General features: G+C 72.6%; 20 protein-coding genes. 6 read left to right on the plus strand and 14 right to left on the minus strand.

Going from position 1 to position 26,924, the window contains the following annotated elements; translation table 11 throughout:
• Nucleotides 1-28: 28 nt before the first annotated feature.
• Together ppa and BM314_RS02665 are read right to left on the minus strand one after the other, a co-directional pair.
• Nucleotides 29-562 (minus strand): inorganic diphosphatase, encoded by a 534-nt coding sequence (ppa, locus tag BM314_RS02660; RefSeq protein ID WP_020092642.1) that lies wholly within the window; start codon nt 560-562, stop codon nt 29-31.
• Nucleotides 563-673: 111 nt separating this feature from the next.
• Nucleotides 674-1,180, minus strand: a complete 507-nt coding sequence (locus BM314_RS02665; RefSeq protein WP_091976770.1) for a GNAT family N-acetyltransferase — start codon at nt 1,178-1,180, stop codon at nt 674-676.
• Between the two features lie 228 nt (nt 1,181-1,408).
• Here BM314_RS02665 and BM314_RS02670 point away from each other — a divergent pair, with 228 nt between their 5' ends.
• Nucleotides 1,409-2,134 carry a tyrosine-protein phosphatase gene (locus BM314_RS02670; RefSeq protein WP_020092640.1) on the plus strand — a complete coding sequence of 242 codons (726 nt, stop codon included), beginning with the start codon at nt 1,409-1,411 and terminating at the stop codon, nt 2,132-2,134.
• A 3-nt stretch (nt 2,135-2,137) separates the two neighbouring features.
• Here the strand turns inward: BM314_RS02670 and BM314_RS02675 are convergent, their stop codons facing one another.
• Complete coding sequence (locus BM314_RS02675; RefSeq protein WP_091976771.1) at nt 2,138-2,995, minus strand: prephenate dehydratase; 858 nt, start codon at nt 2,993-2,995, stop codon at nt 2,138-2,140.
• A 23-nt stretch (nt 2,996-3,018) separates the two neighbouring features.
• Nucleotides 3,019-3,762, minus strand: coding sequence for a 3-deoxy-manno-octulosonate cytidylyltransferase (locus BM314_RS02680; RefSeq protein WP_020092638.1), 744 nt, complete (start codon nt 3,760-3,762; stop codon nt 3,019-3,021).
• 323 nt (nt 3,763-4,085) lie between these two features.
• On the opposite strand from BM314_RS02680, the gene BM314_RS02685 reads away from it, so the two are divergent.
• Complete coding sequence (locus BM314_RS02685; RefSeq protein ID WP_091926163.1) at nt 4,086-5,057, plus strand: c-type cytochrome; 972 nt, start codon at nt 4,086-4,088, stop codon at nt 5,055-5,057.
• 143 nt (nt 5,058-5,200) lie between these two features.
• Entirely contained in the window at nt 5,201-6,382 is a 1,182-nt protein-coding gene (locus tag BM314_RS02690) for a multidrug effflux MFS transporter (protein WP_234081219.1), read from the plus strand.
• A 270-nt stretch (nt 6,383-6,652) separates the two neighbouring features.
• On the opposite strand, the gene BM314_RS02695 is transcribed toward BM314_RS02690, so the two are convergent.
• Nucleotides 6,653-7,156 (minus strand): GNAT family N-acetyltransferase, encoded by a 504-nt coding sequence (locus BM314_RS02695; RefSeq protein ID WP_091976773.1) that lies wholly within the window; start codon nt 7,154-7,156, stop codon nt 6,653-6,655.
• Nucleotides 7,157-7,220: 64 nt separating this feature from the next.
• Nucleotides 7,221-8,417, minus strand: a complete 1,197-nt coding sequence (locus BM314_RS02700) for an MFS transporter (protein WP_091976774.1) — start codon at nt 8,415-8,417, stop codon at nt 7,221-7,223.
• An 80-nt stretch (nt 8,418-8,497) separates the two neighbouring features.
• On the opposite strand from BM314_RS02700, the gene BM314_RS02705 reads away from it, so the two are divergent.
• Nucleotides 8,498-9,292, plus strand: coding sequence for an AraC family transcriptional regulator (locus BM314_RS02705; RefSeq protein ID WP_244539827.1), 795 nt, complete (start codon nt 8,498-8,500; stop codon nt 9,290-9,292).
• A gap of 7 nt (nt 9,293-9,299) precedes the next feature.
• On the opposite strand, the gene hmpA is transcribed toward BM314_RS02705, so the two are convergent.
• Nucleotides 9,300-10,541: an NO-inducible flavohemoprotein gene (hmpA, locus tag BM314_RS02710; RefSeq protein ID WP_091976778.1), complete on the minus strand. Its 1,242-nt coding sequence runs from the start codon at nt 10,539-10,541 to the stop codon at nt 9,300-9,302.
• 192 nt (nt 10,542-10,733) lie between these two features.
• On the opposite strand from hmpA, the gene BM314_RS02715 reads away from it, so the two are divergent.
• Nucleotides 10,734-11,225 carry an Rrf2 family transcriptional regulator gene (locus BM314_RS02715; protein ID WP_091976779.1) on the plus strand — a complete coding sequence of 164 codons (492 nt, stop codon included), beginning with the start codon at nt 10,734-10,736 and terminating at the stop codon, nt 11,223-11,225.
• Nucleotides 11,226-11,244: 19 nt separating this feature from the next.
• Here BM314_RS02715 and BM314_RS02720 read toward each other — a convergent pair whose 3' ends face one another.
• The 7 genes from BM314_RS02720 to BM314_RS02750 all read right to left on the minus strand — a co-directional run bounded on the left by BM314_RS02720 (nt 11,245) and on the right by BM314_RS02750 (nt 23,450).
• Nucleotides 11,245-12,348 (minus strand): microcin C ABC transporter permease YejB, encoded by a 1,104-nt coding sequence (locus BM314_RS02720; protein ID WP_091976781.1) that lies wholly within the window; start codon nt 12,346-12,348, stop codon nt 11,245-11,247.
• Nucleotides 12,349-12,352: 4 nt separating this feature from the next.
• Nucleotides 12,353-14,200: an extracellular solute-binding protein gene (locus BM314_RS02725; protein WP_091976783.1), complete on the minus strand. Its 1,848-nt coding sequence runs from the start codon at nt 14,198-14,200 to the stop codon at nt 12,353-12,355.
• A 14-nt stretch (nt 14,201-14,214) separates the two neighbouring features.
• A complete protein-coding gene (locus BM314_RS02730; RefSeq protein WP_091976784.1) occupies nt 14,215-16,140 on the minus strand; it encodes an extracellular solute-binding protein in 1,926 nt (641 codons plus the stop codon).
• A 148-nt stretch (nt 16,141-16,288) separates the two neighbouring features.
• Nucleotides 16,289-18,370, minus strand: coding sequence for a hypothetical protein (locus tag BM314_RS02735; RefSeq protein WP_091976786.1), 2,082 nt, complete (start codon nt 18,368-18,370; stop codon nt 16,289-16,291).
• A 334-nt stretch (nt 18,371-18,704) separates the two neighbouring features.
• On the minus strand, nt 18,705-21,524 hold the full coding sequence (locus BM314_RS02740; protein ID WP_091976788.1) for a DUF4159 domain-containing protein: 2,820 nt from the start codon (nt 21,522-21,524) through the stop codon (nt 18,705-18,707).
• Nucleotides 21,525-21,531: 7 nt separating this feature from the next.
• Nucleotides 21,532-22,443: a DUF58 domain-containing protein gene (locus BM314_RS02745; RefSeq protein WP_091679560.1), complete on the minus strand. Its 912-nt coding sequence runs from the start codon at nt 22,441-22,443 to the stop codon at nt 21,532-21,534.
• 2 nt (nt 22,444-22,445) lie between these two features.
• Nucleotides 22,446-23,450 (minus strand): AAA family ATPase, encoded by a 1,005-nt coding sequence (locus BM314_RS02750; protein ID WP_026604846.1) that lies wholly within the window; start codon nt 23,448-23,450, stop codon nt 22,446-22,448.
• Nucleotides 23,451-23,787: 337 nt separating this feature from the next.
• On the opposite strand from BM314_RS02750, the gene BM314_RS02755 reads away from it, so the two are divergent.
• On the plus strand, nt 23,788-26,922 hold the full coding sequence (locus tag BM314_RS02755) for a rhamnan synthesis F family protein (protein ID WP_091976790.1): 3,135 nt from the start codon (nt 23,788-23,790) through the stop codon (nt 26,920-26,922).
• Nucleotides 26,923-26,924 lie beyond the last annotated feature (2 nt).

The raw sequence follows: 26,924 nt of genomic DNA on the forward strand, positions 1-26,924 counted from the left end.
GCTCCCCGGAGGAGCGGCCGGAACACCCTTACTTCTTGGCCTTGCCGCGCTCGATCGCTTCCTCGATCAGCCGGTGGGCCTCCTCCTTGTCGCCCCAGCGGACGAACTTGACCCACTTGCCGGGCTCCAGATCCTTGTAGTGCTCGAAGAAGTGCTGGATCTGCTGGATCGTGATGTCGGGCAGGTCGGTGTAGTTCTCGACCCGGTCGTAGCGCTTGGTCAGGTGGCGCGAGGGCACCGCGATGATCTTCTCGTCCTCGCCGCCCTCGTCCTGCATCACCATGACGCCCACGGGACGCGCGCTGATGATCGCGCCCGGCAGCACCGCGCGGGTGTTGGCCACCAGCACGTCGCAGGGATCGCCGTCGCCCGACAGGGTGTGGGGGATGAAGCCGTAATTGCCCGGGTAGAACATCGGCGTGTACAGGAACCGGTCGACGACCAGCGCGCCGGATTCCTTGTCCATCTCGTACTTGATCGGCTCGCCGCCGAGCGGCACCTCGACGATCACGTTGACGTCGTGCGGCGGCTTCTTGCCGAGCGGGATGGCGTCGATCTTCATGGCGTGTCGCTTCCGGAATGCGGTCTCGTCCGCTTCCCGGATCTCTTAGAGGCGCCGCCTGGCAAAGCAAATCAGTCGATGGTACGGCCCGGCAACGAGCGCTGGAAAACGTTAGCTGAAGAGAAACCCGACCTTCGGGAGCGGGAGGCCCGCCACGCGGTCCAGCACCCGCGGGCCGGCGACGCCGCCGAGCCCCTCGTAGAAGGCGCTCGCGCGGGCGTTGTCCTCCAGGCTCCACACGCCGAGCCGCGCGAGGCCGTGATCCGCGAGGTCGTTGCGCACCGCCCGGAACAGGCGGCGGCCCAGGCCGACGCCCTGGTACTCCGGCAGCAGGTAGAGTTCGTCGATCTCCGCCTCGGTGCCGAGGGACCGGCTGCGCGTCCGCCCGTAGGCCGCGTAGCCGACGACGAGCTCGCCCGTCTCGACCACCGCGATCGGCCGGCCGCGGCGCAGGGCGCCCCGCCACCACGCCCGGTCCCGGGTCGAGATCAGCCGCTCCAGAGCGACGCCCGGGATGATGCCGCGATAGGCCTCGCGCCACGACGCGTCGAACACCTTGGACAAGCCGCCGAGGTCGGCCTCGCGGGCCCGGCGGATGCTCGTGGTGCGCGTGCTCATGGGCCTCGGGCCTCCCATCGTCCGACCGGCGGATAACTCGCGCGGTCCGCGCAGGTTCGATGCCGATCCGGGCGGAGTGAAGGCAAGAACGGCGCCGGATCGCGTCGGTGTATGGTCGACCGCGTGCCGGTCTGGTGCCGGGCCGCCGCGGGGCCGCCGCGGGGCCGCGAATTGCCGGGCCGCCGGGTGGCTGGTAGAGCCCGGGCTCGTTCCCTCGGCAGCCCGGCCTTGTTCAACCGCTTCCTCAAGCCCGAGACGCGCTACGCGCGCCGCATGGCCCGGATCGCCCGCTTCGAGCGGCCGATCGCCGGCCCCGGCGACCGGCTGATGGCCTGGGCCAGCATGCTGCTGATGGACCACGGCGTGTTCCGCCTCGCCTACCTCAACCGGCACCGGGTCGGCACCGGCGCCGTCTGGCGCTCGGCCCAGCCCGGTCCCCACCAGCTCGCCCGCTTCCGGGCCGAGGGCGTGCGGACGATCATCTCCCTGCGCGGCGGGCGCGAGCACGGGTCCTGGCCGCTGCAGCGCGAGGCCTGCGAGCGCCACGGCCTCAAGCTCGTCGAGTTCGTGCTCCGCTCGCGGGAGGCGCCGGACCGCGCCACCATCCTCGGCGCCAAGGCGTTCTTCGCCGGCATCGAGTACCCGGCCGTGATGCACTGCAAGTCCGGCGCCGACCGGGCCGGCCTCGCCTCGGCCCTGTACCTGATCCTGCACGAGGGCCGCCCGGTGGCCGAGGCCGCCCGGCAGCTCTCCGCCCGCTACGGCCATCTCCGCTTCGCCAAGACCGGGATCCTCGACGCGTTCTTCGCCCGCTACCGCGTCGAGGGCGAGGCGCAGGGCCTCGACTTCCTGACCTGGGTCGAGACCGTCTACGATCCCGAGGCGCTCAAGCGGGATTTCCGGCCGGGCTTCTGGTCGGATCTGGCCGCCGACCGCATCCTGCGGCGGGAGTGAGGATCACTCCGCGGGCGGCCGCGCCGCCTCGCGGAACGGGTGGGCCGGGTAGGTCCCGATCACCCGCAGCTCGCGCGAGAAGAAGCCGAGCTCGTCCAACGCGCGGCGGAGGCCCGTATCCTCCGGATGGCCGTCGACCTCGGCGTAGAACTGCGTGGCGGTAAACTCGCCGTCGACCATGTAGCTCTCGAGCTTCGACATGTTGACGCCGTTGGTCGCGAAGCCGCCGAGCGCCTTGTAGAGGGCGGCCGGGATGTTGCGGACGCGGAACACGAAGCTCGTCACGCAGGGCTCGGCGCCCTGGGCGACCGGCTCGGGCTCGGGGGAGAACACCACGAATCGGGTGGTGTTGTGCGCCTCGTCCTCGACGTCGCGCTCGAGGATGTCCAGGCCGTAGACCTCGGCGGCGAGAGCGGGCGCCAGGGCCGCCCGGCTCGGGTCGCCGATCTCGGCGATCTCGCGGGCCGCCCCGGCGGTGTCGCCGGCGACCACGGCCTTCAGGCCCAGCCGGCGGATGATGCGGCGGCACTGGCCCAGCGCGTGGACGTGGCTGTGGACGCTCTTCAGCGCCTCGAGCTTCGTGCCCGGCAGGACCATCAGCTGGAAGTGGATCGGCAGGAAGTGCTCGGCCACGATGTGCAGCGGCGAGATCGGGATCAGGTGGTGGATGTCGGCGACGCGGCCCGCGATCGAGTTCTCGATCGGGATCATCGCCCGCTGCGCGCGCCCCTCCGTCACCGCCGCGAAGGCGTCCTCGAAGGTCGGGCAGGGCAGCGGCGTCCAGTCCGGATAGGCCTCCGCGCAGATGATGTGCGAGTTGGCCCCGGGCTCACCCTGGTAGGCGATGGTGCGGTCGGTCATGGCGGCGCAGATTCGTTCGTCGGTCAGTTCAGGCGCCGGCCCTGCAGCAGGGCGCGGGCCCGTTCCAGGTCGGCGGGGGTGTCGACGCCGAGCGGCAGGTCGTCGACGATGGCGGCGTCGATGCGCATGCCGGCCTCGAGGGCCCGCAGCTGCTCCAGCTTCTCCCGCACCTCCAGCTCGCCGGGCGGCAGGGCCACGAACCGGCTGAGCGCCGTGCGCCGGTAGGCGTACAGGCCGATATGGTGCCAGAGGGGCCCGTCGCCCCAGGGCGCGCGGGCGCGGGTGAAGTAGAGGGCGCGCAGGCGCCCGGGACCGACCGCGTGGCCGACGAGCTTGACCACGTTGGGGTTGTCGGCCTCGTGCGGATCGGTGATCGGCGCGCAGAGGGTGACGATGTCGACGGTGCGGTCGGCGAGCGGCGCGACGGAGGCGCCGATGATCGCCGGGTCGATGGTGGGCAGGTCACCCTGCACGTTGACGACCACGTCGTGGCGGCCCTCCGGATCGACGATCTCCAGGGCCTCGGCGAGGCGGTCGGAGCCCGATGGGTGGTCGGCCCGGGTCATCACCGCGAGGCCGCCCGCGGCCTCGACCGTGCGGGCGATCTCCGCCGTGTCGGTGGCGACCACCACCGGGCCGATCCCGGCCTCGACGGCCCGGCGCCAGACATGGACGATCATGGCCTCGCCGGCGATGTCGGCCAGCGGCTTGTTCGGCAGGCGGGTCGCGGCGAGGCGCGCCGGGATCAGGACCAGGGGATCGGACATCGAGATTCGGATCCGGATGCGCGGATCGAGCGGCCGCGACGGGAGGCGGCCGGCTGCTTAACAGGCCGGCCCCCGGTTGTCGTCCCCCGGGAACGGGCCTGCGGAAACGGGCCGGGCCGCGGTGGAGAAAAGGTGCCACCCGGTGACAAGCTGGACAATTCGGTGGAACAATCCTGCGCCGGAGCGACGCGGAACGCCCCTGCGGCATTGTCAGGAGCGGCCCGGAACCGCTAAGGCAACCTCGAAATCTTCCAATGTCCGGTGTCCGAGCCCGCTCGCCCGTGTCAGGCGCGCGTTCGGCACGGCCGAGTTGCGAGAAGAGCATGAACTCGTTCGAGGTGAACAAGGTCCTGGGTGCGGTCCTCGGCGCCCTTCTGTTCGCGGCCGGATCGGGTTTCGTCGCCGAATTGATCTACCACCCGAAGCCGGCGGGCAATGCCGGCTACGACCTGCCCGAGCCGCAGCCCGAGACCGCCGCGGCGGCGCCCGAGGCCAAGGTCGAGCCGATCGCCGTCCGCCTCGCGAGCGCCAATGCCGAGAAGGGCGAGGCCGGCACCAAGGCCTGTCACGCCTGCCACAGCTTCGAGAAGGGCGGCCCGAACAAGGTCGGCCCCGACCTGTACGGCATCGTCGAGCGGCCGAAGGGCGCGCATGCGGGCTTCGACTACTCGGCGGCCATGAAGGAGAAGGGCGGCACCTGGACCTACGCCGACCTCGACGAGTTCCTGACGAACCCGAAGGCCTACGTGAAGGGCACCAAGATGGCCTACGCGGGCATCGCGGCGCCGCAGGAGCGGGCCAACGTCATCGCCTACCTGCGGACGCTCGCCGAATCGCCGAAGCCGCTGCCGGCCGTCGAGAAGACCGACGCCGCGCCGGCGGCCGCGCCCGCCGCGGCCAAGCCCGAGGACAAGCCCGCCGCCGACAAGCCGTCCGCCGACAAGCCCGCCGCCAACAAGGCGTCCGAGGGTAAGGACAGCCCGGCCAAGCCCGCCGATACCGGCACCGCCAAGCCGGTCGAGGCGAAGTCGCCCGGCAGCCCGCGCACGACCGGCGAGTCGAGCGACCGCAACGCGCCGGCGCCCCCGGCCAGCGCCCACGACAGCGACCAGCAGGGCCAGCCCTCGAGCCTGATCCCCGCCGAGCCGACCGCGCCGACGGCGCCGGCCGCCAAGGAGCCGGCCGCGAAGGCCAATCCCGAGGCCGTCGAGCGGGCTAAGGATCTGGAGGTCGGCGGCCCGACCAAGGATCTGAACGCGCCGCTGCCGACCCCGCAGCCGCTGCCGAAGGAGTAGGCGGCACGGCCGGGTGCGGGGCCGGGCACGGTCCCGCCCCTCGCGTGCCTGGCGCGTTCCGCCGGCATGGCTCCGGGCGTGGCCCTTGCTCTAAGGCGGCTGCGCCCCGGCATCCGGCCGGATCGAGAACCGCGTAGGGCCCCTTGACTGATCGACGTCCCGCCGTGCCGGAGCGCCGGGCCCCCCTGCCGCTCCTCGTCGCCGTGACCATGACCGGAACGGTGGCGCTGCACATCTTCGTGCCGGCGCTGGCGGCGGCGGCCGTCGACCTCGGCACCAACGCCGCCGGCGCGCAGCTGACGATCACCGTCTACCTGATCGGGCTCGCGGGCGGTCAGCTCCTCTACGGGCCGCTCTCGGACCGGTACGGGCGGCGCCCGATCCTGATCGGGGGACTCGGCCTCTACCTCGCCGGCCTGCTGCTCGCGATCCCCGCGCCGAATATCGGGGTCCTGCTCGTCGCCCGCGTCCTGCAATCCCTCGGCGCCTGCGGCTCGCTGGTGATCGGCCGGGCGATGGTCCGCGATGTCTCGACCCGCGAGGACGCCGCCCGGAAGCTCGCGATCCTCACCACCGCGATGACGCTCACGCCCGCGCTGGCCCCGGCGATCGGCGGCGTGGTGAACGAGGCCTTCGGCTGGCGCGCGGTGTTCGTGGTGCTGGCCGGCCTCGTCGCCGTGCTGGGTGCGCTCGTGGTCTTCACCCTGCCCGAGACCAACCGCCACAAGGTGGCGTTGCCGGGCTTCGTCGCCGTCCTGTCCGGCTACCTGCGGCTGGTGCGGGTCCCGGTGTTCCGGGCCTACCTGGTGGCGGGGGCCTGCGGCGGCACCAGTCTCTACGCGTTCCTGGCGGTGGCGCCGTTCCTCCTCGTGGACCGGCTCGGGCGCTCCTCGCAGGAGGTGGGCTTCGACTGCCTGATCGTCGTGTTCGGCATGGTCGGCGGCGCCGTCCTGGCGAGCCGGCTCGCCGCCCGGGTGCCGATCCGCAAGGCGGCGCGGAGCGGCAACCTCCTCTGCATCGGGGCGGCGCTGTCGCTGCTGGTCGTGGACCGCACCGGCATGCTCGGCGTGGTCAGCCTGATCGTGCCGCTCTTCGCCTACGCGGTGGGCGTCGGTCTGCTCAGCCCCAACGCGGTGGCGGGGCTGATGAACGTCGACCCGCACGCCGCCGGGTCGGCCTCCAGCCTCTACGGCTTCACCCAGATGACGTTCGGGGCGCTGTTCACGGCCGCCGCCTCGGCGTGGCCGGCGACCTCGGCGACGCCGGTGGCGCTGGCGCTGCTCGCGGCCGGGCTGATCGCCGCGCTGGCGCTCCGGCGGGCCTGAACGGGGTTTCGAACGGTCGAGCGCCGGCCCCGGCGGCGCTCGCTGCTCGGCGGACCCGTCGGCCCTCTCCGTCATCGCGAGCGACAGCGAAGCGACCCAGGGTCAGCGCGCCCGCCGTAAGTGTGGCGCGACTGGATCGCATCGCTCCGCTCGCAATGACGGCGGCTGCGTGTGGGTTGAGCTGGGCCATTCACGCGCATGCAGAAGACCAGCCCGGTGCGGACCGGAATCACCGTCTGAGGGCTGAGGAGCGTCCTTCGGGACCCCGCTTCAGGTCCTGATCGCCTCGATCGGGCCCGACACGCCCGCACGGAACTCCTCGGCCAGTTCCAGCCACAGAAGGCGCGCCGGGTCGACCGGCCCCGGCAGGGTCAGGCGCCCGGGCGGAACCGGCGTGAAGCCGAAGCGGGCGTAGTAGGGCGCGTCGCCGACGAGGATCACCAGACCTTCTCCCGCCCGCCGGGCCCCCTCGATCGCCGCGCGGGTCAGGGTGCCTCCGATGCCGCGGCCCTCGAAGCTCGGATCGACCGCCAGGGGGCCGAGCATCACGAAGGGCGTCGCCCCGGTCCGCACCGGACCCATCCGGACCGAGCCGACGAGGAAGCTGCCGACGGAGGCGGTGATGCCGAGATCGATCCGCTCGGCCGCGCCCTCGCGGAGGCGGTAGGCGGTGCGGGCGAAGCGGCCGGGACCGAAGGCCCGGGCATGGAGGCGCTCGATGGCGGGGGCATCGTCCGGCCGCTCCGGCCGGATGACGAGGGACAGATCGGTCACGGGGTACTCGCGGGTCGGACGGGCGCCGCGTAGCAGCGCCGGGCCGGACCCGCAAACCGTCGCGCTACTCGGCGGCGGCCAGGGCGGGCCGCGCGCCGCCCTGCGTCAGCCTCAGGAAGCCCAGGGCCGCGAGCCAGATCACCGCGCCGCAGGCGGAGGCGACGCCGAGGACCAGCGCGAAGCCGCCGCGGTCGTGCAGGAGGGCGATCGCCGGCACCACGAAGCCGCTCGCCGTGAAGCCGACGAAGTAGCGCACGCTGTAGGCGCGGGCCCGGTAGGCGGGCGGCACGTAGCGGGCGATCATCGCGTCGTTGATCACCACCTGCCCGTAGATCGCCGTCATGGCGAGGACGAGCCCGGCGAGCAGCGGCAGGCCGGTGGAGGCGGCCGCGATCCCGAGCCCCAGCGGCTGCAGCACCGAGAGCGCCACGAACAGGGAGGGCAGGCTGTAGCGGTCGATCAGCCGGCCCATGGCGAGCTGCATCAGAGCGCCGAACAGGAAGACGCCGGTGGCGATCGAGCCGGTCAGCGCCAGGGGCAGCGCCTGCCCGACGCCCTCGTCGATCACCTTGGGCAGGCTGATCGTCGTCAGGTTGAAGGTCAGGCCGCCCGCGAAGATCGACAGGGCGAACATCGCCATGAGCGCCCAGGGCCGGGTCACCGGGATCACGGCCGCGCCGCCGGCCTTCCTCCCCGCGGCGTCGCCGTCGCCCGGGACCAGGGCCACGAAGGCGGCCCCGCAGGCGAGGCAGACGAGGCCGGGAACGATGAAGGCCGCGCGCCAGCTGACCGCGGCGGCGAGCAGCGCGGTCAGGCCGGAGGCCGAGGCCGCGCCGAGATTGCCCCAGACGCCGTTGATGCCGAGATCGTGCCCGAGCCGGCGCGCATGGGTGACCAGCATGGCCGAGCCGACCGGGTGGTAGATCGCCGAGGCGAGCCCGAGGACGCAGAGCCAGAGGGCGAAGCCCAGCGGCGTCGAGGCGCTCGCCACGCCCAGGCAGGACAGGCCGTAGCCGAAGAAGAACACCGCCAGCATGTTGCGCCGCCCGAAGCGGTCGGCCAGCGAGCCCATCGGCAGCGAGCACAGACCGAAGGCCACGAAGGCGCCGGTGGCGAGCCCGATCAGCTCGCCGTAGCCGAGCCCGGTCTGGGCCGCGATGGCGATGACCGCGGTCGGGTAGATCAGCAGCACGAAGTGATCGAGGGCGTGCGCGACGTTGACGAAGCGCAGGGTGCGGCGGGACAGCGTGTCGGAATCCATCGCGGCGTATCCTCCGAGACGAACCCCTGATAGCCTGACCCGATGGCGGTGTTGGGCCGGATATGTACGCGAACGGGCCAATGTTGACGGAGGCGCGCGGCGCGGGGCGGTCGACCGAGGCGTCCGACTATCAGGACGTGCCCCGCCCGGTCGCGGTGATGCCCAAGACCTACGCGGCCGGGATGCACCTCGCCCGGCACTTCCATCCCCGCGCGCAGCTGCTCTACGCCACGTCCGGGCTGATGATGGCGTTCGCGGAGGACGGCACCTGGGTGGTTCCCGAGGGGCACGCCCTCTGGATCCCGCCGCTTCTGCCGCACGCGGTCGCGACACACGGCGCGGTCGCGATGTGCTCGGCCTATCTCGATCCCGCCGCGGTCCGGTCCTTCGCGGCGAGCTGCCGGGTGATCGCGGTGTCGCGGCTCCTCGCCGCCGCGCTCACCGCGCTGGCGGAGGAGCCGGTGCTCTACGCAGAGGCGGGTCGCGGCGGCCACCTCGCCGCCCTGGTGCTCGACGAGATCGGCCGGGCCCCCGCGACGCCGCTCGCGCTGCCGCTCCCCCGGGACCCGCGCCTGCGCCGCGTCTGCCTCGCGCTGATCGAGGATCCGGCCTCGGAGGCCGATCTCGACGCCTGGGCCGACCGTGCCGGCGCGAGCCGGCGCACGCTCACGCGCGGGTTCCGCGCGGAGACCGGTCTCAGCTTCGGCGACTGGCGGGCGAGAGCCCGCGTGATCCGGGCGCTGGCGCTGGCGGCCGAGGGGCGGCCGCCGCGGGCGGTCGCGGCGGCTGTTGGCTATCGGAGCGCGCAGGCGCTGCGGACCACCGTGGCGCGGGTGCTCGGCCCGGAGCGCCCGCTCGGCGGCGGGTCGGCGTGAGCGCCGCTTAGGCTGCCTGCCGGGGCTCCTCGAAGAGCTCGTCGGCCGGGCCGAAGAACTCGAACTTCACCCGCTCGGCCGGGACGCCGCGGCGCAGCAGGCCGGTGGCGAGATCCCGAAGGAACGGCTTGGGACCGCACAGGTAGTAGGTCGCGCGGTCGTGCGGCGTGTGCTCCGCGAGCCAGTCCGCCGTGATCAGGCCCTGGACGTCGTAGTGCTCACCCGGCCGGTCCGCGGCTTCGGGCTCCGCGTAGAACGTCACGAGCGTCGCGGCGCGGGCCCGCGCCGCGAGCGCCCGGGCGTGGTCGCGCAGGGCGTGGACGCGGCCGAACAGGGCGCCGTGGACGTACCAGGTCGGCCGGTCCGGGCTGTCCGCCGCGATGGTCTCGAGCATGCTGATCATCGGGGTCAGCCCGACGCCGCCGCTGACCAGCACCACGGGCGCGTCGCTCTCGGTGTCGAGGCTGAAGTCGCCCGCCGGTGCGGCGACCTTCAGCACGGTGCCGGGCCGCGCGTGGTCGTGCAGCCAGTTCGAGGCGATCCCGGACGGACGGCCCGGCGCCGCCTCGCGCTTGACGGTGATGCGGTAGGCCCGGTCGCTCGGCGCGCAGGACACCGAGTAGTTCCGCTTCAGCACGCCGCGGCCCGGCAGGTCCAGGAGGAAGCCGAGATACTGGCCCGGCCGATGCCGCAGCACCGGGCCACCGTCGGCCGGCACGAGGACGAAGGAGCGGATCGTCTCGCTCTCCTGGGTCACGCTGTCGACCACGAAGTCGCGCCAGCCGTTCCAGCCGCCCGGCTTGGAGGCGTGGTCGCGGTAGATCGCGGCCTCCCGGCCGATAAGCAGTTCCGCCAGGAACCAGTAGGCCTCCCCCCAGGCCGTGGCGATCTCCGGCGTGGCGGCCTCGCCGAGGACATCCCCGATCGCGCCGAGGAGGGCGTCGGCCACGTGCGGGTAGTGCTCCGGGAGGATGTTCAGGGCGACGTGCTTCTGCGCGATGCGCTCGACCGCGCCCGCCAGGACGCCGAGATTGTCGATGTTGCGGGCGTAGGCGAGCACGGCCTGGGCCAGGGCCTTCGGCTGAGAGCCGGTCTCGCCGTGATGGGACTGGTTGAAGAGGTCGCGGATCTCGGCGTTCTCGAAGAGGCGCTCGTACATGCGCTTGGTGATGGTGAGGCCGTGGGCCTCCAGGGCCGGCACGGTGGCCTTGATGAGAGCGACGGTGGCGGGGGAGAGGGGCGCGGGCATGGCACAGCTCAAAAGGTGCATACGACATGCTTCTTTTAGCGCCCCCTCGAAAAGATGCAAGTGAAATACATCTTATAGGGACGATGCCTGTTCGCCTGCCTGCGGTGGTGCCGGTCCGCGGCTGCGCGTACGGACTCGGACCGCGGCGGACATCGCATCGCCCCACGGCAGGGATCGTCTTCTGGAGTTGAGATGCGCCTGACCCGCTACACGGATTACGCGTTGCGCACGCTGATCTACGTCGGGCTCCACGAGCCCGAGCAGAGTTCGATCGCCGGGATCGCGCGCGCCTACGGCATCTCGGAGAACCACCTGACCAAGGTGGTCCACCAGCTGGGTCGGCTCGGCCTGATCCGGACGATCCGCGGCCGGGGCGGCGGCCTTCGGCTGGCGAAGCCGCCGGAGGAGATCGTCGTCGGTGCAGTGGTGCGCCAGACCGAGGACGACCTGGCGCTGGTCGAGTGTTTCGGCGGCGGCGCCTGCGCCATCACGGCCCCGTGCCGGCTCCGGCGGGTGCTGGGCGAGGCCCTGGCGGCGTTCCTCGCCGTCCTCGACCGCTACACCCTGGCGGACCTCCTCGGCGCGCCGGACGGCGACGCCATCGCGGCGCTGCTGGGCCTGGCCGGCCCCCGGCGCGACGAGCCGCCGGTGCCGGCCGGCGCCGCGAGCCTCCCGGAGGCCTGAGGCTCCGCGCGTCGCGCGGTCAGGTCGCCCGCGCCGAGAAATCGATCCGCGGGTCGATCCAGACGTAGATCAGGTCGGACAGCAGGTTCACCGCGAGCCCGAGCAGCGAGAAGATGTAGAGCGTGGCGAACACGACCGGATAGTCGCGCCCGACGATCGCCCGGAACGACAGCTCGCCCAGGCCGTCGAGGGAGAAGATCGTCTCGATGAGCAGCGAGCCGGTGAAGAAGGCCGAGATGAAGGCGCCCGGAAAGCCCGCGATCACGATCAGCATCGCGTTGCGGAACACGTGCCCGTAGAGCACGCGCCGCTCGGACAGCCCCTTCATCCGCGCGGTCAGCACGTACTGCTTGCGGATCTCGTCGAGGAACGAGTTCTTGGTCAGCAGGGTCGAGGTGGCGAAGGCGCCGATCACCAGAGCGGTCAGCGGCAGCACCATGTGCCACGCGTAGTCGGTCACCTTGTGCCAGGGCGAGAAGCTCTCCCAGCCCTCGCTGGTCAGGCCGCGCAGCGGGAACCACTGGTAGAACGAGCCGCCGGCGAACAGGATGATGAGCATCAGCCCGAACATGAAGCCCGGGATCGCGTAGCCGATGATCACCACGAAGGAGGTCGCGCGGTCGAAGCGTGTGCCGTCCGCCACGGCCTTGCGGATCCCGAGCGGGATCGAGATCGCGTAGGACAGCAGCGTCATCCACAGGCCCAGCGAGATCGAGACCGGCAGCCGCTCCTTGATCAGCTGGATGACCGTGACGTCGCGGAAGTAGCTGCGGCCGAAATCGAACCGGACGTAGTCCCAGAGCATCTTGGCGAAGCGCTCGGGCGCCGGCCTGTCGAAGCCGAACTGCTTCTCGAGCTTGGCGATGAATTCCGGGCTCAACCCCTGGGCGCCGCGGTAGCGGGAACTGGCGTCGCCGCCGCCCGACGGCCGGCTGGCGCCGCCGAGGTCGCCCGAGCCGCCGGTGATGCGGGACATGGCCCCGTCGCGCTGGCCCTGGAGCTGCGACAGCACCCGCTCCACCGGTCCGCCGGGGGCGAACTGCACGATGGTGAAGGTGATCAGCATGATCCCGAACAGGGTCGGGACCATCAGGCCGATGCGGCGCAGGATGTAGGCGAGCATGGCGTCAGTCCCGCCCGATCCGCTTGGCCTTGTCGGCGTCGAACCACCACGTCCCGGGGGCGCCGAGATCGTATTTCGGCGGCGTCGCCGGGCGGCCGTACACGTCCCAGAGGGCGAGGCGATGGGTCGAGGCGTACCACATCGGCACCCAGTAGCGCCCGGCCCGCAGGACCCGGTCCAGGGCCCGGCAGGCGGTGGTCAGGTCCGCCCGCGACGTCGCGTCGGCGACGGCGGTGAGCAGCGCGTCGATCGCCGGGCTCGCGATCCCCGACAGGTTGTTGGAGCCCGCGGTCCCGGCGGAGCGGGACCCGTAGGTCTCGCGCAGCTCCGCGCCGGGGGTGAGCCCGCTGCTGTAGCGGCGCGGCGTGACGTCGAAGTCGAAATCCTTCAGCCGCGCCTGGTACTGAGACGGGTCGACCGTGCGCAGGCTCGCCTTGATGCCGAGCAGCCCCAGGTTGCGGATGAAGGGCTGCGTGACCGCCTGGAAGACCGGATCCTCGTCGAGGAACTCGAGGGTCAGGGGCTGGCCGCCGGGCAGCAGCAGGTTGCCGCCCTGGCGGGTGCAGCCGGCCTCCCGCAGGAGCGCGTCGGCGCGCTTCAGCAGCGCCCGGTCCTGGCCGGACCCGTCGGAGACCGGCGGCGCCCAGGCCTCGCCGAACACCTCGGGCGGCAGGTCCTTGAACGGCTCCAGCAGGGCGAGCTCCTCGGCCGAGGGCTTGCCGGTCGCCTTGAGATCGGAATTCTCGAAGAACGAGGCCGTGCGCGCGTAGGCGCCGTACATCAGGTTGCGGTTCGACCATTCGAAATCGAAGCACAGGCCGATCGCCTCGCGCACCCGCGGGTCGCGGAACGCCGCGCGCCGGGTGTTGATCCACCAGCCCTGCGTGCCGCTCGGCCGCGCGTCTGGCACCGTCTCGCGGACAACGCGGCCCTCGGTCATCGCCGGGAAGTCGTAGCCGGTCGCCCAGACCCGGGCGGTGAACTCCTCGCGGAACGTGAAGGCACCGCTCTTGAACGCCTCGAAGGCCACGGTGCGGTCGCGGAAATACTCGTAGCGGATCGCGTCGAAGTTGTTCTGGCCGACATTCACCGGCAGCTCGGCGGCCCAGTAATCCGGGACGCGCTCCAGGCCGATGGACCGGCCTGGATCGACGGTGCCGACCCGGTAGGGACCGGAGCCGAGCGGCGCCTCCAGGGTCGAGGCCTCGAAGTCCCGGCCGGCGTAGTAGGCGGCGGAGAAGAGCGGCAGCTGCGCGACGAACAGCGGCAGGTCCCGGGCGCGGCCCGGCTCGAAGGTCACCACGAGCCGCCCGTCGCCCTCGGCCCGGGCGTCGGTCATGGGCCGGATCACCTCGGCGATCTCGGGGTGGCCCTTGTCGCGCAGGAGCTTGAGGCTGAAGGCCGCGTCCCGCGCGGTCAGCGGCGAGCCGTCGTGGAACCGCGCCTGCGGGCGCAGCGCGAAGGTGTAGGTCAGGCCGTCCGCGCTGACCGTGACGGCGCGCGCCACCAGCCCGTAGAGGGCGTCCGGCTCGTCGAGGGCCCGGACCATCAGGCTGTCGAAGGTCAGCGGCATGCCGGCGGCCCCGTCGCCGCGCAGCACGTAGACGTTGAGCGTGTTGAAGGTGTTGAGCGACTGGTTGCCGGTCGTCGCGGCGAGCTGCGCCGAGAAGCGCCCGCCGCGGGGCGCCATCGGGTTCACGTAGTCGAAATGCGCGAAGTCCGGGCCGTATTTCAGCTCGCCGAAGCTGGACAGGCCGTGGCGCTCCTGCGCGTCGGCGGCCCAGGCGGGGCGCCACGGCGGCAGCGCCGCGAGGGCGCCGGCCCCGAGGACCAGCCCGCGCCGGGTCGGCATTCCGGGCGCGCCCGTCAACGGGGCGCCCCGGTCTTGGCCGCGAGCTTCTCGTCGTACCACCACGTCGTCGGGAAGCCGGAGCTGGCGTAGAGCGGCAGGATCGCCGGGTGGCCGAACCGGTTCCAGCGCAGGGTCCGCTGCTGGTCGGAGGACCATTGCGGGACCACGTAGTCGTGGGCGAGGAGCACCCGGTCGAGGGCGCGCGTCGCCGCGATCACGGTGTGCCGGTCCTTGGCGAAGATCACCTTCTCGATCAGGGCGTCGATGCCGGGGTCCTTGATCCCGATCAGGTTGCGCGAGCCGGGCTTGTCGGCCGCCGCCGAGCCCCAGTACTCGCGCTGCTCGTTGCCGGGCGAGAGCGACTCGCCCCACGACGACGTGGTGACGTCGAAGTCGAAGTTGCGGATGCGGTTCTGGTACTGCGCCTGGTCGATCACCCGCAGGGTGGCGTCGATGCCGATCAGCTTCAGCTGCGCGGCGAACGGAAGGATCACCCGCTCGAAGGTGTTCTGGAACTCCAGGAACTCGACGGTCAGCGGCTCGCCTGTGGCCTTGCTGACCATCTTGCCGCCGCGCAGCTCGTAGCCGGCCTCGCGCAGCAGGCCGACGGCCTCGCGGAGGTTCTTGCGCACCGCCTCGGGGCCGTCATTGACCGGGTTGGCGTAGGGGGTGGTGAAGACCGAGGCCGGGACCTTGTCCTTGACGCTCTCGAGGATCGCCTTCTCCTCGCCCTCCGGCAGGCCCGAGGAGGCCAGCTCGGAGCCGAAGAAGTAGGAGTTGATCCGCTTGTACAGGCCGTAGAACAGGGCCTTGTTCATCTCCTCGTAGTTCATCGCGAGGTTGAATGCCCGGCGGACGCGCGGGTCCCTGAACTTGTCCCGGCGCGTGTTGAACGCGAAGGCCTGCATGATGCCCATGCCGCGCTCGGGGAACGCCTCCTTGATCAGGCGACCCTCCTTCACGGCCGGGAAATCCTCGTAGGCGGTCGCCCAGTTCCGGGCGATGTTCTCGACCCGGAAGTCGTAGAGATCGCCCTTCAGCGCCTCGACCAGCACGGTGCCGTCGCGGAAATACTCGTAGCGCTCGGTGTCGAAGTTGTAGCGCCCGGCATTCACCGGCAGGTCCTTGCCCCAGTAGTCGGGCACGCGGGTGTAGGTGGTCGTGCGGCCCGGCTCGAATTTCGCGAGCCGGTAGGGGCCCGAGCCCAGCGGCGGCTCCAGGGTCGTCTCAGTGACGCTGCGCGGCTTGCCGTTGGCGTCCTGGGCGGTCCACCAGTGCTTGGGCAGGACGCGCAGCTGCCCGATCACCTGCGGCAGCTCGCGGTTGCCGGTCTCGGTGAAGGTGAAGGTCACCTCGCGCGGCCCGGTCACCTCGGCCTTGGCCACGGTCTGATAGTAGGCGGCGTAGAACGGGCTGTTGGCCTTCAGCACGTCGAAGGACCAGACCACGTCCTCGGGCGTGATCGGCTTGCCGTCGTGCCAGCGGGCGTTCTCGCGCAGGCGGTAGGAGACCGAGCCGAGATCGGGGGCGATCCGCACCGCCTCGGCGAGCAGGCCGTAGGAGGTGAACGGCTCGTCCGACGACTCGGTCATCAGCGAATCGTAGATCTGCTGGATGCCGTTCTCGAGGTCGCCCTTCAGGCCGGCGACGACGATGTTGAAATTGTCGAACCCGCCCTGGGCCCCGAACCGGACCGTGCCGCCCTTGGGCGCGGCCGGGTCGGCGTAGTCGAAATGCTTGAAGTCGGGGCCGTATTTCGGCTGGCCCATCAGCGTGATCGCGTGGGTCCACTGACCGTTTGCGGCCGGCAGGGTGGCCGGCACGGCAGGCGGCGTCGACGGCATCGCGGCCGGTTCCTGCGCACGGGCCGGGGCGAGCTGGAGGCAGGCGACGAGGAGCGTCGCGGCGAGGAGGCGTCCAGTCACGGTCTGCGCTGTCACGGGCAGGCTGTCTCCGTTGCGTCGGGCCCGCGCGCGGCGCGGGCGTCTCGAGAGTACCGGGGTCATAGGACGCGGGCGGCCACCCGTCGACCATGCGCCGCCGCACAGGACCGCACGCGCGTCGCGCGCCACCCGCCGCGGGTCCGCGTCACGCCGCCCGTCCCCGGCGGCCCTCGACCAGCCACATGGCGAGCAGGGCGGCCGCCAGCGCGGCCAGCGCCGCGAGGCCGAGCGCCAGCGGGTAGACCTCGACCCCGCGGATATTGGCGCTGTCGCTCGGACGGAATCCGATCCAGTCGCTGCCGGCGAGGCGGCCGCCGCGCACCAGCGCGAGGCGCGGCACCTGGATGCCGCCGGTCTCGGCGACCCGGCGGACCGAGCCGCCCGACCCATCGGCCACGGCCTTCAGGCGCTCGGTGTCGCTGAACACGTCGGCGAGCTCGCGCGGGTTGGCCGGCCCGACGCTGACGAAGGCCACGAGGTTGCCCGACCGCAGGGTGTGCAGACCCAGGGTCTCCGCGTCGAAGGTCGCGGTGAACAGGCCGGGCTCCTTGGGCTTGAGCGTGAGCGTCGTCACCTTGCCGGTCGGGCCCGTGACGGTGACCGGCTCGGCCTGGTCCGCCATCGTCTGGCGCTCGACCCGCACCTCGCGGCCGCGCCCGGTGGTCTGGGCGCGCAGGGCCTCCTCCTCCAGCGCCGGCTCCTTCATCAGCCAGTGGCCGAGGCGGCGCAGCAGGTCGAGATAGGGGCCGCCCTCCTGGTAGCCCCGCGCCCAGAGCCAGGCGTGGTCGGACAGGAGCAGGGCGACGCGGCCCTTGTCCTCGCGCGATAGCGCCAGCAGCGGCAGGCCCTCGGCCCCCGACAGGATCGGCTGGATCCCCGGCCGGGTCCGGGCCTCGACGATGCGCAGCCAGTCGCCCCAGGCGGGCGGGTTCGCGTCCGAGCCCGGCAGGGCGCGGGTGACCGGATGGCGCTGGCCGACCTGCGTCGGCGTCGCCTTGTAGGGCTTCTCGACGACCCGGCCGTCGGGGTCGCCGGGCAGGATGCCGGCGAGCCGCGTGCGGGCGAGGCTGGCCGGCCCGGCGAATTCGGGGCCCGCGGCGATCAGCAGGGCGCCGCCCTCGCGGACGTAGCGGACGATGTTGTCGAAATAGGCCTGCGGCAGCACGCTCTGGTTGGCATAGCGGTCGAAGATGATCAGGTCGAAGTCCTTGATCTTCTGGACGAACAGCTCGCGCGTCGGGAAGGCGATCAGGGAGAGTTCCGAGATTGGCGTGCCGTCCTGCTTCTCCGGGGGGCGCAGGATGGTGAAGTGGACGAGGTCGACGTTGGCGTCGGACTTCAGCAGGTTGCGCCACGTGCGCTCGCCCTGGTGCGGCTCGCCGGAGACCAGTAGCACCCGGAGCTTCTCGCGGATGCCCTCGATCGGCAGGACCGCCCGGTTGTTGACCGTGGTGAGCTCGCCCGGCAGCGGCTCGACCTCGATCTCCACCACGTTCGGGCCGCCGTGCTCGATGCGCAGGTTGAGGGCGAACGGCTTGTCGGTGGCGACGTCCCGCCGGCCGATCTCCTCGCCGTCGCGGCGCACCGTGACGACGGCGTGGCCGGTGCCGCCGCGCTCCATCACCTCGGCGCGGATCGTCAGGTCCTTGCCGACGATCCCGAAGCGCGGCGCCTCCAGGAGCTTGATCTGCCGGTCGCGCTCGTCCGGGTGTCCCGTGACGAGGACGTGGAGCGGCGCCTTGATGCCGAGCTGGGCCAGGGAGGCGGGGACGTCGTGCACCACGCCGTCGGTGAGCATCACGATCCCGGCGAGGCGTTCCGGCGGCACGTCGGCGAGCGCCTGGCTCAGGGCCGTGAACAGCTTGGTGCCGTCGTCGCCGTCCTTGGAATCCGGCACGTCGATGAAGCGGGGCTCGATATCGGTGAGCGCACCGAACCGGCGCTGCAACTCGGCGCGGACGGCGTCGGTCATCTGCGGCCGGTCGCCGAGCTGCTGGGACCCGGACCGGTCGACCACGATGGCGGCCACGTCCTTCACGGGCTCCCGGTCCTCGCGCACCAGCGCGGGATTGGTGAGCGCCGCGAGCACCAGGGCGAGGACGAGGACGCGCAGCAGCGCGGTCCGGCCGCGCGCCAGCACGGCGAAGACCGCCAGGACGGCGACGATCGCTCCGAGAACGGCGATGGCCGGCCAGGGCAGGAGCGGGGTGAAGCTGAGGCTCAGCATGGGGCGGAGCGCTCCGGATCCGTGAGGCGGCGCCGCGCCTCATTCCATGAACCGCCACGCTCACGCGGCGGCGCGGGCAGGCGCGACGGGCTCCTTCTCCCGCGCGGGAGAGGGCTGAGGTGAGGGTCGGGAAGGTACAGGCTCGAGCACGCCGTCGATGTGCCGGCAGGGAGCGCCGCGTCCGGAGAGATCTGGCCCCTCACCCTGTCCCTCTCCCGCACGGGAGAGGGGACCCGCGCCCCGTCCTGCCGATGCGTCGCCGCGCGCGCACTTCGGATCTGCCGGTGCGCAGAAGCGGGAGGGGAGGCGGCCGCGCGCCGTGTGTCCGAACCCATCACTGCCCCAGCCGCTCCAGCAGCGCGGGCACGTGGACCTGGTCCGCCTTGTAGTTCCCGGTGAGCGTGTACATCACGATGTTCACGCCGCCCCGGAAAGCCATCTCGCGCTGGCGCTGGTCGCCGCCCACGACCGGGTAGAGCGGCTCGCCCCGGCGTCCCACCGCCCAGGCGGCGGCGAGGTCGTTGCCGGTGATGATGATCGGGCTCACGCCGTCGCCGGCGCGGGCGGGACGGCGCTCGGCGCCTTCCGCGGCCGGCGGCAAAGCCTCCACCCAGGTCTGGCCCGTGGCGTAGCGGCCGGGGAAGCTGTCCACGAGGTAGAAGGCCTTGGTCAGCACGTGGTCGAGGGGCACCGGCTCCAGTTCCGGCACCTCGAGCGTCGCCAGCATCTTCCGGAGATAGGCTCCTTCCGGGGTGGGCGGCCCGCCCGGCCGCGCGGTGAGCGCGTCGCGGGTGTCGAACAGGACCGTGCCACCGTTGCGCATGAACGCGTCGATCTTGCGGATCGCGACGTCCGAGGGCTGCGGCCGGTTCGGGGCGATCGGCCAGTAGATCAGCGGGTAGAAGGCCAGCTCGTCCTTCGCCGGATCGATCCCGGCCGGCTCGCCCGGCTCCAGCGCGGTGCGCGCGGCCAGCATCTGGGTCAGGCCGGTGAGGCCGGTGCGGCTCGCCTCGTCGACGGCGGCGTCGCCCGTGATCACGTAGGCGAGGCGCGTGACCAGCGCCGACTCGATGCCGTTCGGTCGGTTGGCCGGCGGCTCCTCCGCGCGGACCGGGCGCGCCGGCAGGGCGGCGAGCAGGACGAGGCCGGCGAGGGCCAGCACGGCCGGCCGGCCGCGCAGGCGGGCCGCCAGACCGCCGCGGCGCAGGAAGCCGCCGAGCCACAGCCCCGCCAGGGTGTCGAGCGCCAGCAGCAGCAGCGCCAGGGTGAACAGGCTCGGCCGCAGGTCCAGGGTCTCGGCGCCGGCGAGGGACCCGAACCGGGCGCCCTCGAGCGCGGCGGTGTCGAGGGGCTTCAGCCGGTCATCCGGTTTCAGGGCGTTCACGCTGATGCCTCCGTCCGGCGGGCCGTAGAAGCCCGGCGGATGTTCGAGGTTCGCCCGGTCGGCGTAGTCGGCCGACACCGCGGTGGCCGAGGCCGGCGGCGATCCCAGCGCGCCGAAGCCATCGAGGGTCACCCGCGGCGCGAGCACCGGGGCGGCGGCCCGCGTCGCGTCCCCCTGGACCGGCGCCGCGGCGCCGGCCAGCGCCACGACGCGCCGGAGCATGTCGATGAACAGGCCGGAGAGCGGCAGGTTCGACCACGTCGTGTCGGCGGTCACGTGGAACAGCACGATCGTGCCCTGGCCGCGCTTCTGCGCGGTGACGATCGGCGTGCCGTCCTGGAGCGACGCCCAGGTCCGGTTCGGCAGGTCGCCGTCCGGCTCGGCCAGGATCTGGCGGCGCACGCCGATATCGGCCGGCGGCGTCAGGCCCGCGAAGGGGCTTTCGGGCGGGAAGGGGGCCAGGGTCTTGGGGCTGTCCCAGGAGAGCGTGCCGCCGAGGGTCCGGCCGCCCCGCCGCAGCCGCACGGGCACGAGCGGATCGTTGCCGGCGGCGAGCCGCGGGCCGGCGAAGCGCAGCAGCATCCCGCCGTCCTTCACGAAGCTCTCGATCCGCGCGGTGGTCTTCTCGTCGAGCGCGCCGACATCGGCCAGCACGAGGACCGAGACCTGATTGTCGAGGAGCTGGTTGATCGAGTCCGCCGTGCCCTTGGCGCCCCGGGGCTCCTGCACGTCCGCGAAGGGCTGGAGCGCCCGCGACAGGTAGTAGGTCGGCGCCAGGAGCGGCTGCGCCTGGTCGAGGGTGCCGCCGAACACGAGCCCGACCCGGCGGCGCTTGCCGCGCTCGTCCTGCAGCACCACAGCGCCGGCCGAGCGCTCGCCCGCAATCTCCAGCCGGCTGATGCTATTGCGCAGCTCCACCGGCATCTCGAAGGTCGCGTCCGCCTCGGTGGCGTCGGCCCCGAAGGCGAAGTCGCGCTCGGCGAGCGGCAGGCCCTTCTGGTCGAGCGCCCGGATCACGCCCGCGTCGCGCCCGTTCGGCGCCGCCCGCAGGACGTGGGTCACGAGCTTGCCGGCGTTCTCGGTGGCGGTGAGGGCGAGGGCCGGCGGCCTGTCGGCCCGCAGCACCGTGAGGGCCGCGCCCCTGTCGCCCGCGAGGTCGGCGAGCCCCTTGGCGAAGCGCGTGTCGCCCGCGCCGGCGACGCCGTCGCTGATCCAGACGAGCCCGGCGCCGCGGTTCTTGTCGAGGAAGGTCTCGATCGTCGCGAGATGCGCGTCGCGGGTGGGGAGGATCGGGCGCGGCGCGAGGGCGCGCAGGCGCTCCAGGGCGGCGGCCGGCGTCTTCGCCTCGAAGGCCGCGGGGGCGTCGGCGAGGCCGATCACCGCGACGGGCCGTCCGTCCCGGGCGGCGCCTTCCACCGCGTCGGTGGCGACGCGCAGGCGGTCGCGCCAGTCGTGGGCGGCGGGGAAGCCGTTGTCGAGGAGCACGAGGAGCGCGCTGCGGCCGCCCCCGGCCCCGACGCCCCCGGCGTTCCAGACCGGACCCGCGACCGCGAGGATCAGGGCGGCGGCGATCAGGAGCCGCAGGATCAGCAGCCAGGGCGGCGTGCGCGCCGGGGTCTGCCGCTGCGGGATCAGGTCGGCGACGAGCTTCAGCGGCGGGAAGTCGATCCGGCGGGGGCGCGGCGGGGTCACCCGCAGCAGGAACCACAGGGCCGGCAGGCCGATCAGGGCGGCGAGCGCCAGCGGCGCCGCGAAGGTCAGACCCAGCATGGCGGCCTCACTCGGTGCCGCGGGCGGCGATCAGCGTGGCGAGCCGCAGGGCCGCCTCGCTCGCCGGCCGGTCCGTGCGGTGGATCGTCAGAGTCCAGCCCTGGCCGCGGGCGATGGACGCCAGCGCGGCCCGATGCTCGGCGATCCGGGCCCGGTAGCGCGCGCCCCAGGCGTCGGCGTCGCCGATATCGAGGCTGAGGCCGCCCTCGAGATCGTGCAGGACGGCCTGGCCGGTGAAGGGGAAGGTCTCTTCGATCGGGTCCGCCACCATGAGGAGGTGGCCGCGGCTGCCGCGGCCGGCGAGGCTCTGCACCGAGGCCGCGATCCGGTCGGGCTCGGTCAGGAAGTCGCCGATCAGCACCACCTCGTCGAAGCGGGCGGGGCTGGCCCGGGGCGGCAGGTCCTGGGTGAGGCCGGCCGTGTCGGCCACGAGCGCCTGGGCCAGGCGCTCGACGATCCCGCGGGAGGCGCTCGCGCGGGTCAGGCCGAGCAGGCCCACCCGCTCGCCGCCCTCCACGAAGGCGTCGGCCAGGGCGAGGCCCAGGATCAGAGCGCGCTCGATCTTCGGGGCCGAGGCGAGGTCCGACACGAAGCCCATCGAGGCCGAGCGGTCGATCCACAGCCAGATGTTGTGGGCCGCCTCCCATTCGCGCTCTCGGACGTAGAGCCGGTCGTCCCGGGCCGAGCGGCGCCAGTCGACGCGGGCCGCGGCCTCGCCGGTGACGAAGGGGCGGAACTGCCAGAAGCTCTCGCCCGGCCCGGCGCGGCGGCGGCCGTGGAGGCCGTGGGCCAGCAGGCTCGACACGCGGCGCGCCTCCAGGACGAGGCGGGGCATCTTGTCGGAGAGGGCGGTCGCGCCCTCGCTCTCGCGCCGGCCGGGGGTGCGCCTGCCGGCGTCGAGGGCGTTCGTCGCGACCAAAGTCAGAGCTTCTCCGCGAGCTTGGCGATCAGGCCCTCGATGGTCTCGCCGTCGGCGCGGGCGGTGTAGCTCAGCGCCATCCGGTGCTTGAGCACCGGCTCGGCGAGCGCCTTCACGTCGGCCACCGACGGCGCGACCCGGCCCTCGATCAGCGCCCGGGCGCGGGCTGCGAGCGTCAGCGCCTGGCTGGCGCGGGGGCCGGGCCCCCAGAGGAGCTTGTCCTTCACGATGGCGTCGCCGCTGTCCGGCCGGGCGGCGCGCACGAGGTCGAGGATCGCCTCGACCACGGCCTCGCCCACCGGCAGCCGGCGCACGAGGCGCTGGGCGGTGAGCAACTGCTCGGTGGACATCACGGCCCGCGGGCGCGCCTCGTCCACGCCGGTGGTCTCGATCAGGATCCGCCGCTCGGCGGCGCGGTCGGGGTAGCCGACGTCGATCTCCAGGAGGAAGCGGTCGAGCTGCGCCTCGGGCAGGGGATAGGTGCCCTCCTGCTCGATCGGATTCTGGGTGGCGAGCACGTGGAACGGCCGCGGCAGGTCGTGGCGGGCGCCCGCCACCGAGACGTGGCCCTCCTGCATGGCCTGCAGCAGCGCCGACTGCGTGCGCGGGCTCGCGCGGTTGATCTCGTCGGCCATCAGGAGCTGGGTGAAGACCGGCCCCTGCACGAACCGGAAGGCCCGGCGGCGCTCGGCGTCCTCCTCCAGGATCTCGGTGCCGAGGATGTCGGAGGGCATCAGGTCGGGCGTGAACTGCACGCGCCGCGCGTCGAGGCCCAGCACCGTGCCCAGCGTCTCGACCAGCTTGGTCTTGGCGAGGCCCGGCAGGCCGACCAGCAGGCCGTGGCCGCCGGCCAGGATGGTCACGAGTGCGAGATCGACCACTTTCTCCTGGCCGAAGATCACCCCGTGGATCGCCTCCCGCGCCGCGCCGACGTCGGCGAGGCAGCTCTCCGCCGTCGCCACGATGCCGTCGTCCAGGGTGGTGGCCGGGCTGATCCCCTGCGTCATGCCGATATCCATCTCCTGCCCGGGCCCCGCGGGACCCGCCGGCCAATCCCGCAAGTGTGGGGCTTCAGGTGCCGGGCTGGCAAGGTCGGGATCGCCGCACGCCCGTTCGCGGCCGCGTTGGCGACGTCCGTACGCCCTCGCCGAGACCGGAGCCGCCCGCGATGGGTCGGACGCCGATCCCGCCCCGCTCTTGGCGTCGGCGACCCGGACCTTTAGGAAGGCGCCCAAGCCGGGGCGATCCTCACCCGCGACCGCCGGACCGGCCGAACCCTCTGATGTCTCTCGCGGATCGCGGCGTGGGCAGCTTTGCGGGCTTCCCGCGTATCCGGACCTGACCATGCGCCTTCGAGATGTGTTCGTCGTCGGATCGTCGGAGAAGGCCGGCCTCGCCGGCGCGGCGCAGTCCCTCGCGCGCCCGCTGACCCGGCGCCTCAAGGGCCGCCGCCGCACCGAACCCCGCCAGGCGGACCTCGTCCGCGCGGTCAAGGAATCCGGCCTGTTCGACCCGGCCTGGTACGCGAGGCGCTACCCCGACGTGGTCGGCGAGGGGATCGATCCGGCGGTGCACTACGCGGTCCATGGCGGGCGCGAGGGGCGCTGGCCGCACCCGCTCTTCCACGGCGACCTCTACCTCGACTCCGTCCCGGGCCTCCGGGCCGAGGGCACCAACCCGCTGCTCCACTTCCTCGACCGCGGTGCCGCGGCGGGCATCCGCCCCAACCCGCTGTTCGATCCGAACTGGTACGCGACGCGCTACCTCGGCGGCGCGGAGCACCGCGCCCGGGCGTTCTCCGACTTCCTGTCGCGGGGCGACACCGACCCGTCGCCTCAGTTCGACACCGCCTGGTACCTGTCCCGCTACCCGGATGCCCGCGCGGCCGGCGGCAACGCGCTGAGCCACTTCTTCGAGACCGGCCGGAAGCAGGGCTACCTGCGCAACCCGGAGGAGTTCGCCGGCCTGTCGCGGCACGTCGACCTGATCCGGCGGTCGGGGCTCTTCGACGCCGCGTTCTACCGCGAGCGCTGCCCCGAGGCCGAGACCAGCGGGCTCGAGCCCCTGGAGCACTACGTGATGGCCGGCGGCTACCGCCGCTACGCGCCCCACCCGCTGTTCGATCCCGACTGGTACGCGGCCCAGTCCGCCGCGGTGCGGGCCGACAGCCTCAACCCGCTGGTCCATTACCTGGAGCACGGCGCCGCCGAGGGCCTCGACCCGGGGCCCTGGTTCGCCACGCGCTGGTACACCGAGACCTACCTTGAAGACGACGCGGCCGGGCAGAACCCGCTGGCGCATTTCCTCGCCGATGGCGGGCGCACGACGAGCCCGTCGCCGCGCTTCGACGCGCCCTGGTACCGCGCCCGCTACCCGAAGGTCGCGGCGCTCGGCCTCAACCCACTGATCGACTACGTCACGACCGGCCTGGAGGCGGGCCGTCTGACCCGCCGCGTCCCCGGGGCCGCGGTGCCGGAAGCCTCCGACGCGCGCCTCTCCTGCCTGAAGCGCGAGCCCCGGCGGCACGGCCGCACCGCCCTGTTCATCACCCACTGCCCCGAGGGGCGGATCCGCGGCCACGTCGAGCCGTACCTGCGGGCGTTCGCGGAGAACGGGACCGACCTCGTCCTGATCATCGCCGCCGACCAGCACAAGAACGCCGTGCCGCAGGCGATCCTGGATCTCTGCGCCTCGGTCTACCTGCGCGAGAACAGCGGCTTCGACTTCGCCGCCTGGGCGCATGTCCTCCTGGAGGACACCGACCTCCTCGATTCCGAGACGCTCTACCTCGCCAACGACAGCCTCGTCGGGCCCCTCGACCGCGACGACTTCGCCGGCCTGCTCGCCAAGATCGACGCCTTCCCGGAGGCGGTGATCGGCCTCGCCGACAATTTCTACTACAGCCACCACCTCCAGAGCTTCTTCCTGGCCCTGAAGCGGCGCTGCCTGTCCTCCTACGCCTTCAACCACTTCCTCCTGTCGGTGGCGAACTGGCCGGACAAGAACGCGGTCATCACCGAGTACGAGCTGACCTTCTCGCAGCGGATGCGGGCGGCCGGGCTCGGGATGCGCAGCCTGTTCTCGGCCCAGAACAAGCACATGTCGCTGGTCAACGACCCGCGCAACAACCGCACCCTGTTCGACTGGGAGAACATGCTCAGCCAGGGCTTCCCGTTCGTGAAGCGCTCGCTGCTGGGCGAGCACGCCGCGATCGGCGGGGCGGCGGTGCGGGAGGCGATCGCCGAGCGCGGCTTCGACCTCGACCGGCTCGACGTGACCTACACGTATCCGGGGGCCAAGATCTGGGCCGACCTGCGCCGGCCCCGGGCGCCGGAGCGGCCGCTGCGTGTCGCCTACGTCTCGCCGATGAACTACGCCAACGGCCTCGGCGTCGCGGCCCGGAGCTACGCGCGCGCCCTGCACCGCGCGCCGTTCGCGCTGAACGTCCACCCGATGGAGCGGCCGTTCCACGTCCACGCCCGGGTGGCGCCCGCGTGGCAGGCCCGGACCTTCTCGGGCCCCGCCGACGTCGCGCTGGTGCATTTCAACGGCGACAGCTGGCACTCGCTGATGAGCGACCGGCAGCGGGCGATCGCCGCGCAGGCGCGGCTGAAGATCGGGCTGTTCGTCTGGGAGACCTCGCACGTGCCCGGGGGCTGGCTCCCGACCGTCGACGGCCTCGACGCGATCTGGGCGCCCACGGAGTTCTGCGCGGCGATCTTCCGGCAGATCACCGACATCCCGGTCGACGTCGTGCCCTACGTGGTCGAGAACGAGGCCGGCGAGCCGGTGAGCGCCGCCGCCAAGGCGAACCTGCGCAAGGCCTTCGCGATCGACCCGTCCAAGCGGGTGATCCTCTACGCCTTTGACGGCTCCAGTTACCTCGCCCGCAAGAATCCGCACGCGCTGATCCGGGCCTTCCGGGCGGCGGGTCTCGGGCAGGCCGGCTGGCAGCTCGTGCTCAAGACCAAGCACGTGTTCGACCTGCCCGAGGAGGGCAAGAAGCTCCTCGACCTCGTGGGCACGTCCGGCGACGTCGTGGTGATCGACCAGCCGCTCTCCCAGAACGAGCTCGGCGCGCTGTTCGATCTCTGCGCAATCTACGCGTCGTCGCACTCCTCGGAGGGCTTCGGCCTGACGATCGCCGAAGCGATGGAGATGGGTAAGGTCGTGGTCGCCACAGATTACGGCGGCTGCCGCGACTTCCTCGACGCCACCTGCGGCTTCCCCGTGAAGGCCGAGGTCACGGCCCTCGACCAGACCTACGGCCCGTACCTGCGCGGCGCCGAGTGGGGCCAGGTGGACGAGCCGGACCTGACCCGGGCCCTCAACGACGCGGCCCGGGCGGTGACCGGCGGCGACGCGGCCCGGATCGGCGCCGCCGCCCGGGCCCGCATCCGCGAGCGGCTGTCCATCGGCGCGGTGGCGCGGGCCATGGAGGCGAGCCTGACCCGCCTCCTGGCCGCCGAACGGTCCTGAAT

The sequence above is a fragment of the Methylobacterium sp. 13MFTsu3.1M2 genome (assembly GCF_900112625.1).
Classification (GTDB): domain Bacteria; phylum Pseudomonadota; class Alphaproteobacteria; order Rhizobiales; family Beijerinckiaceae; genus Methylobacterium.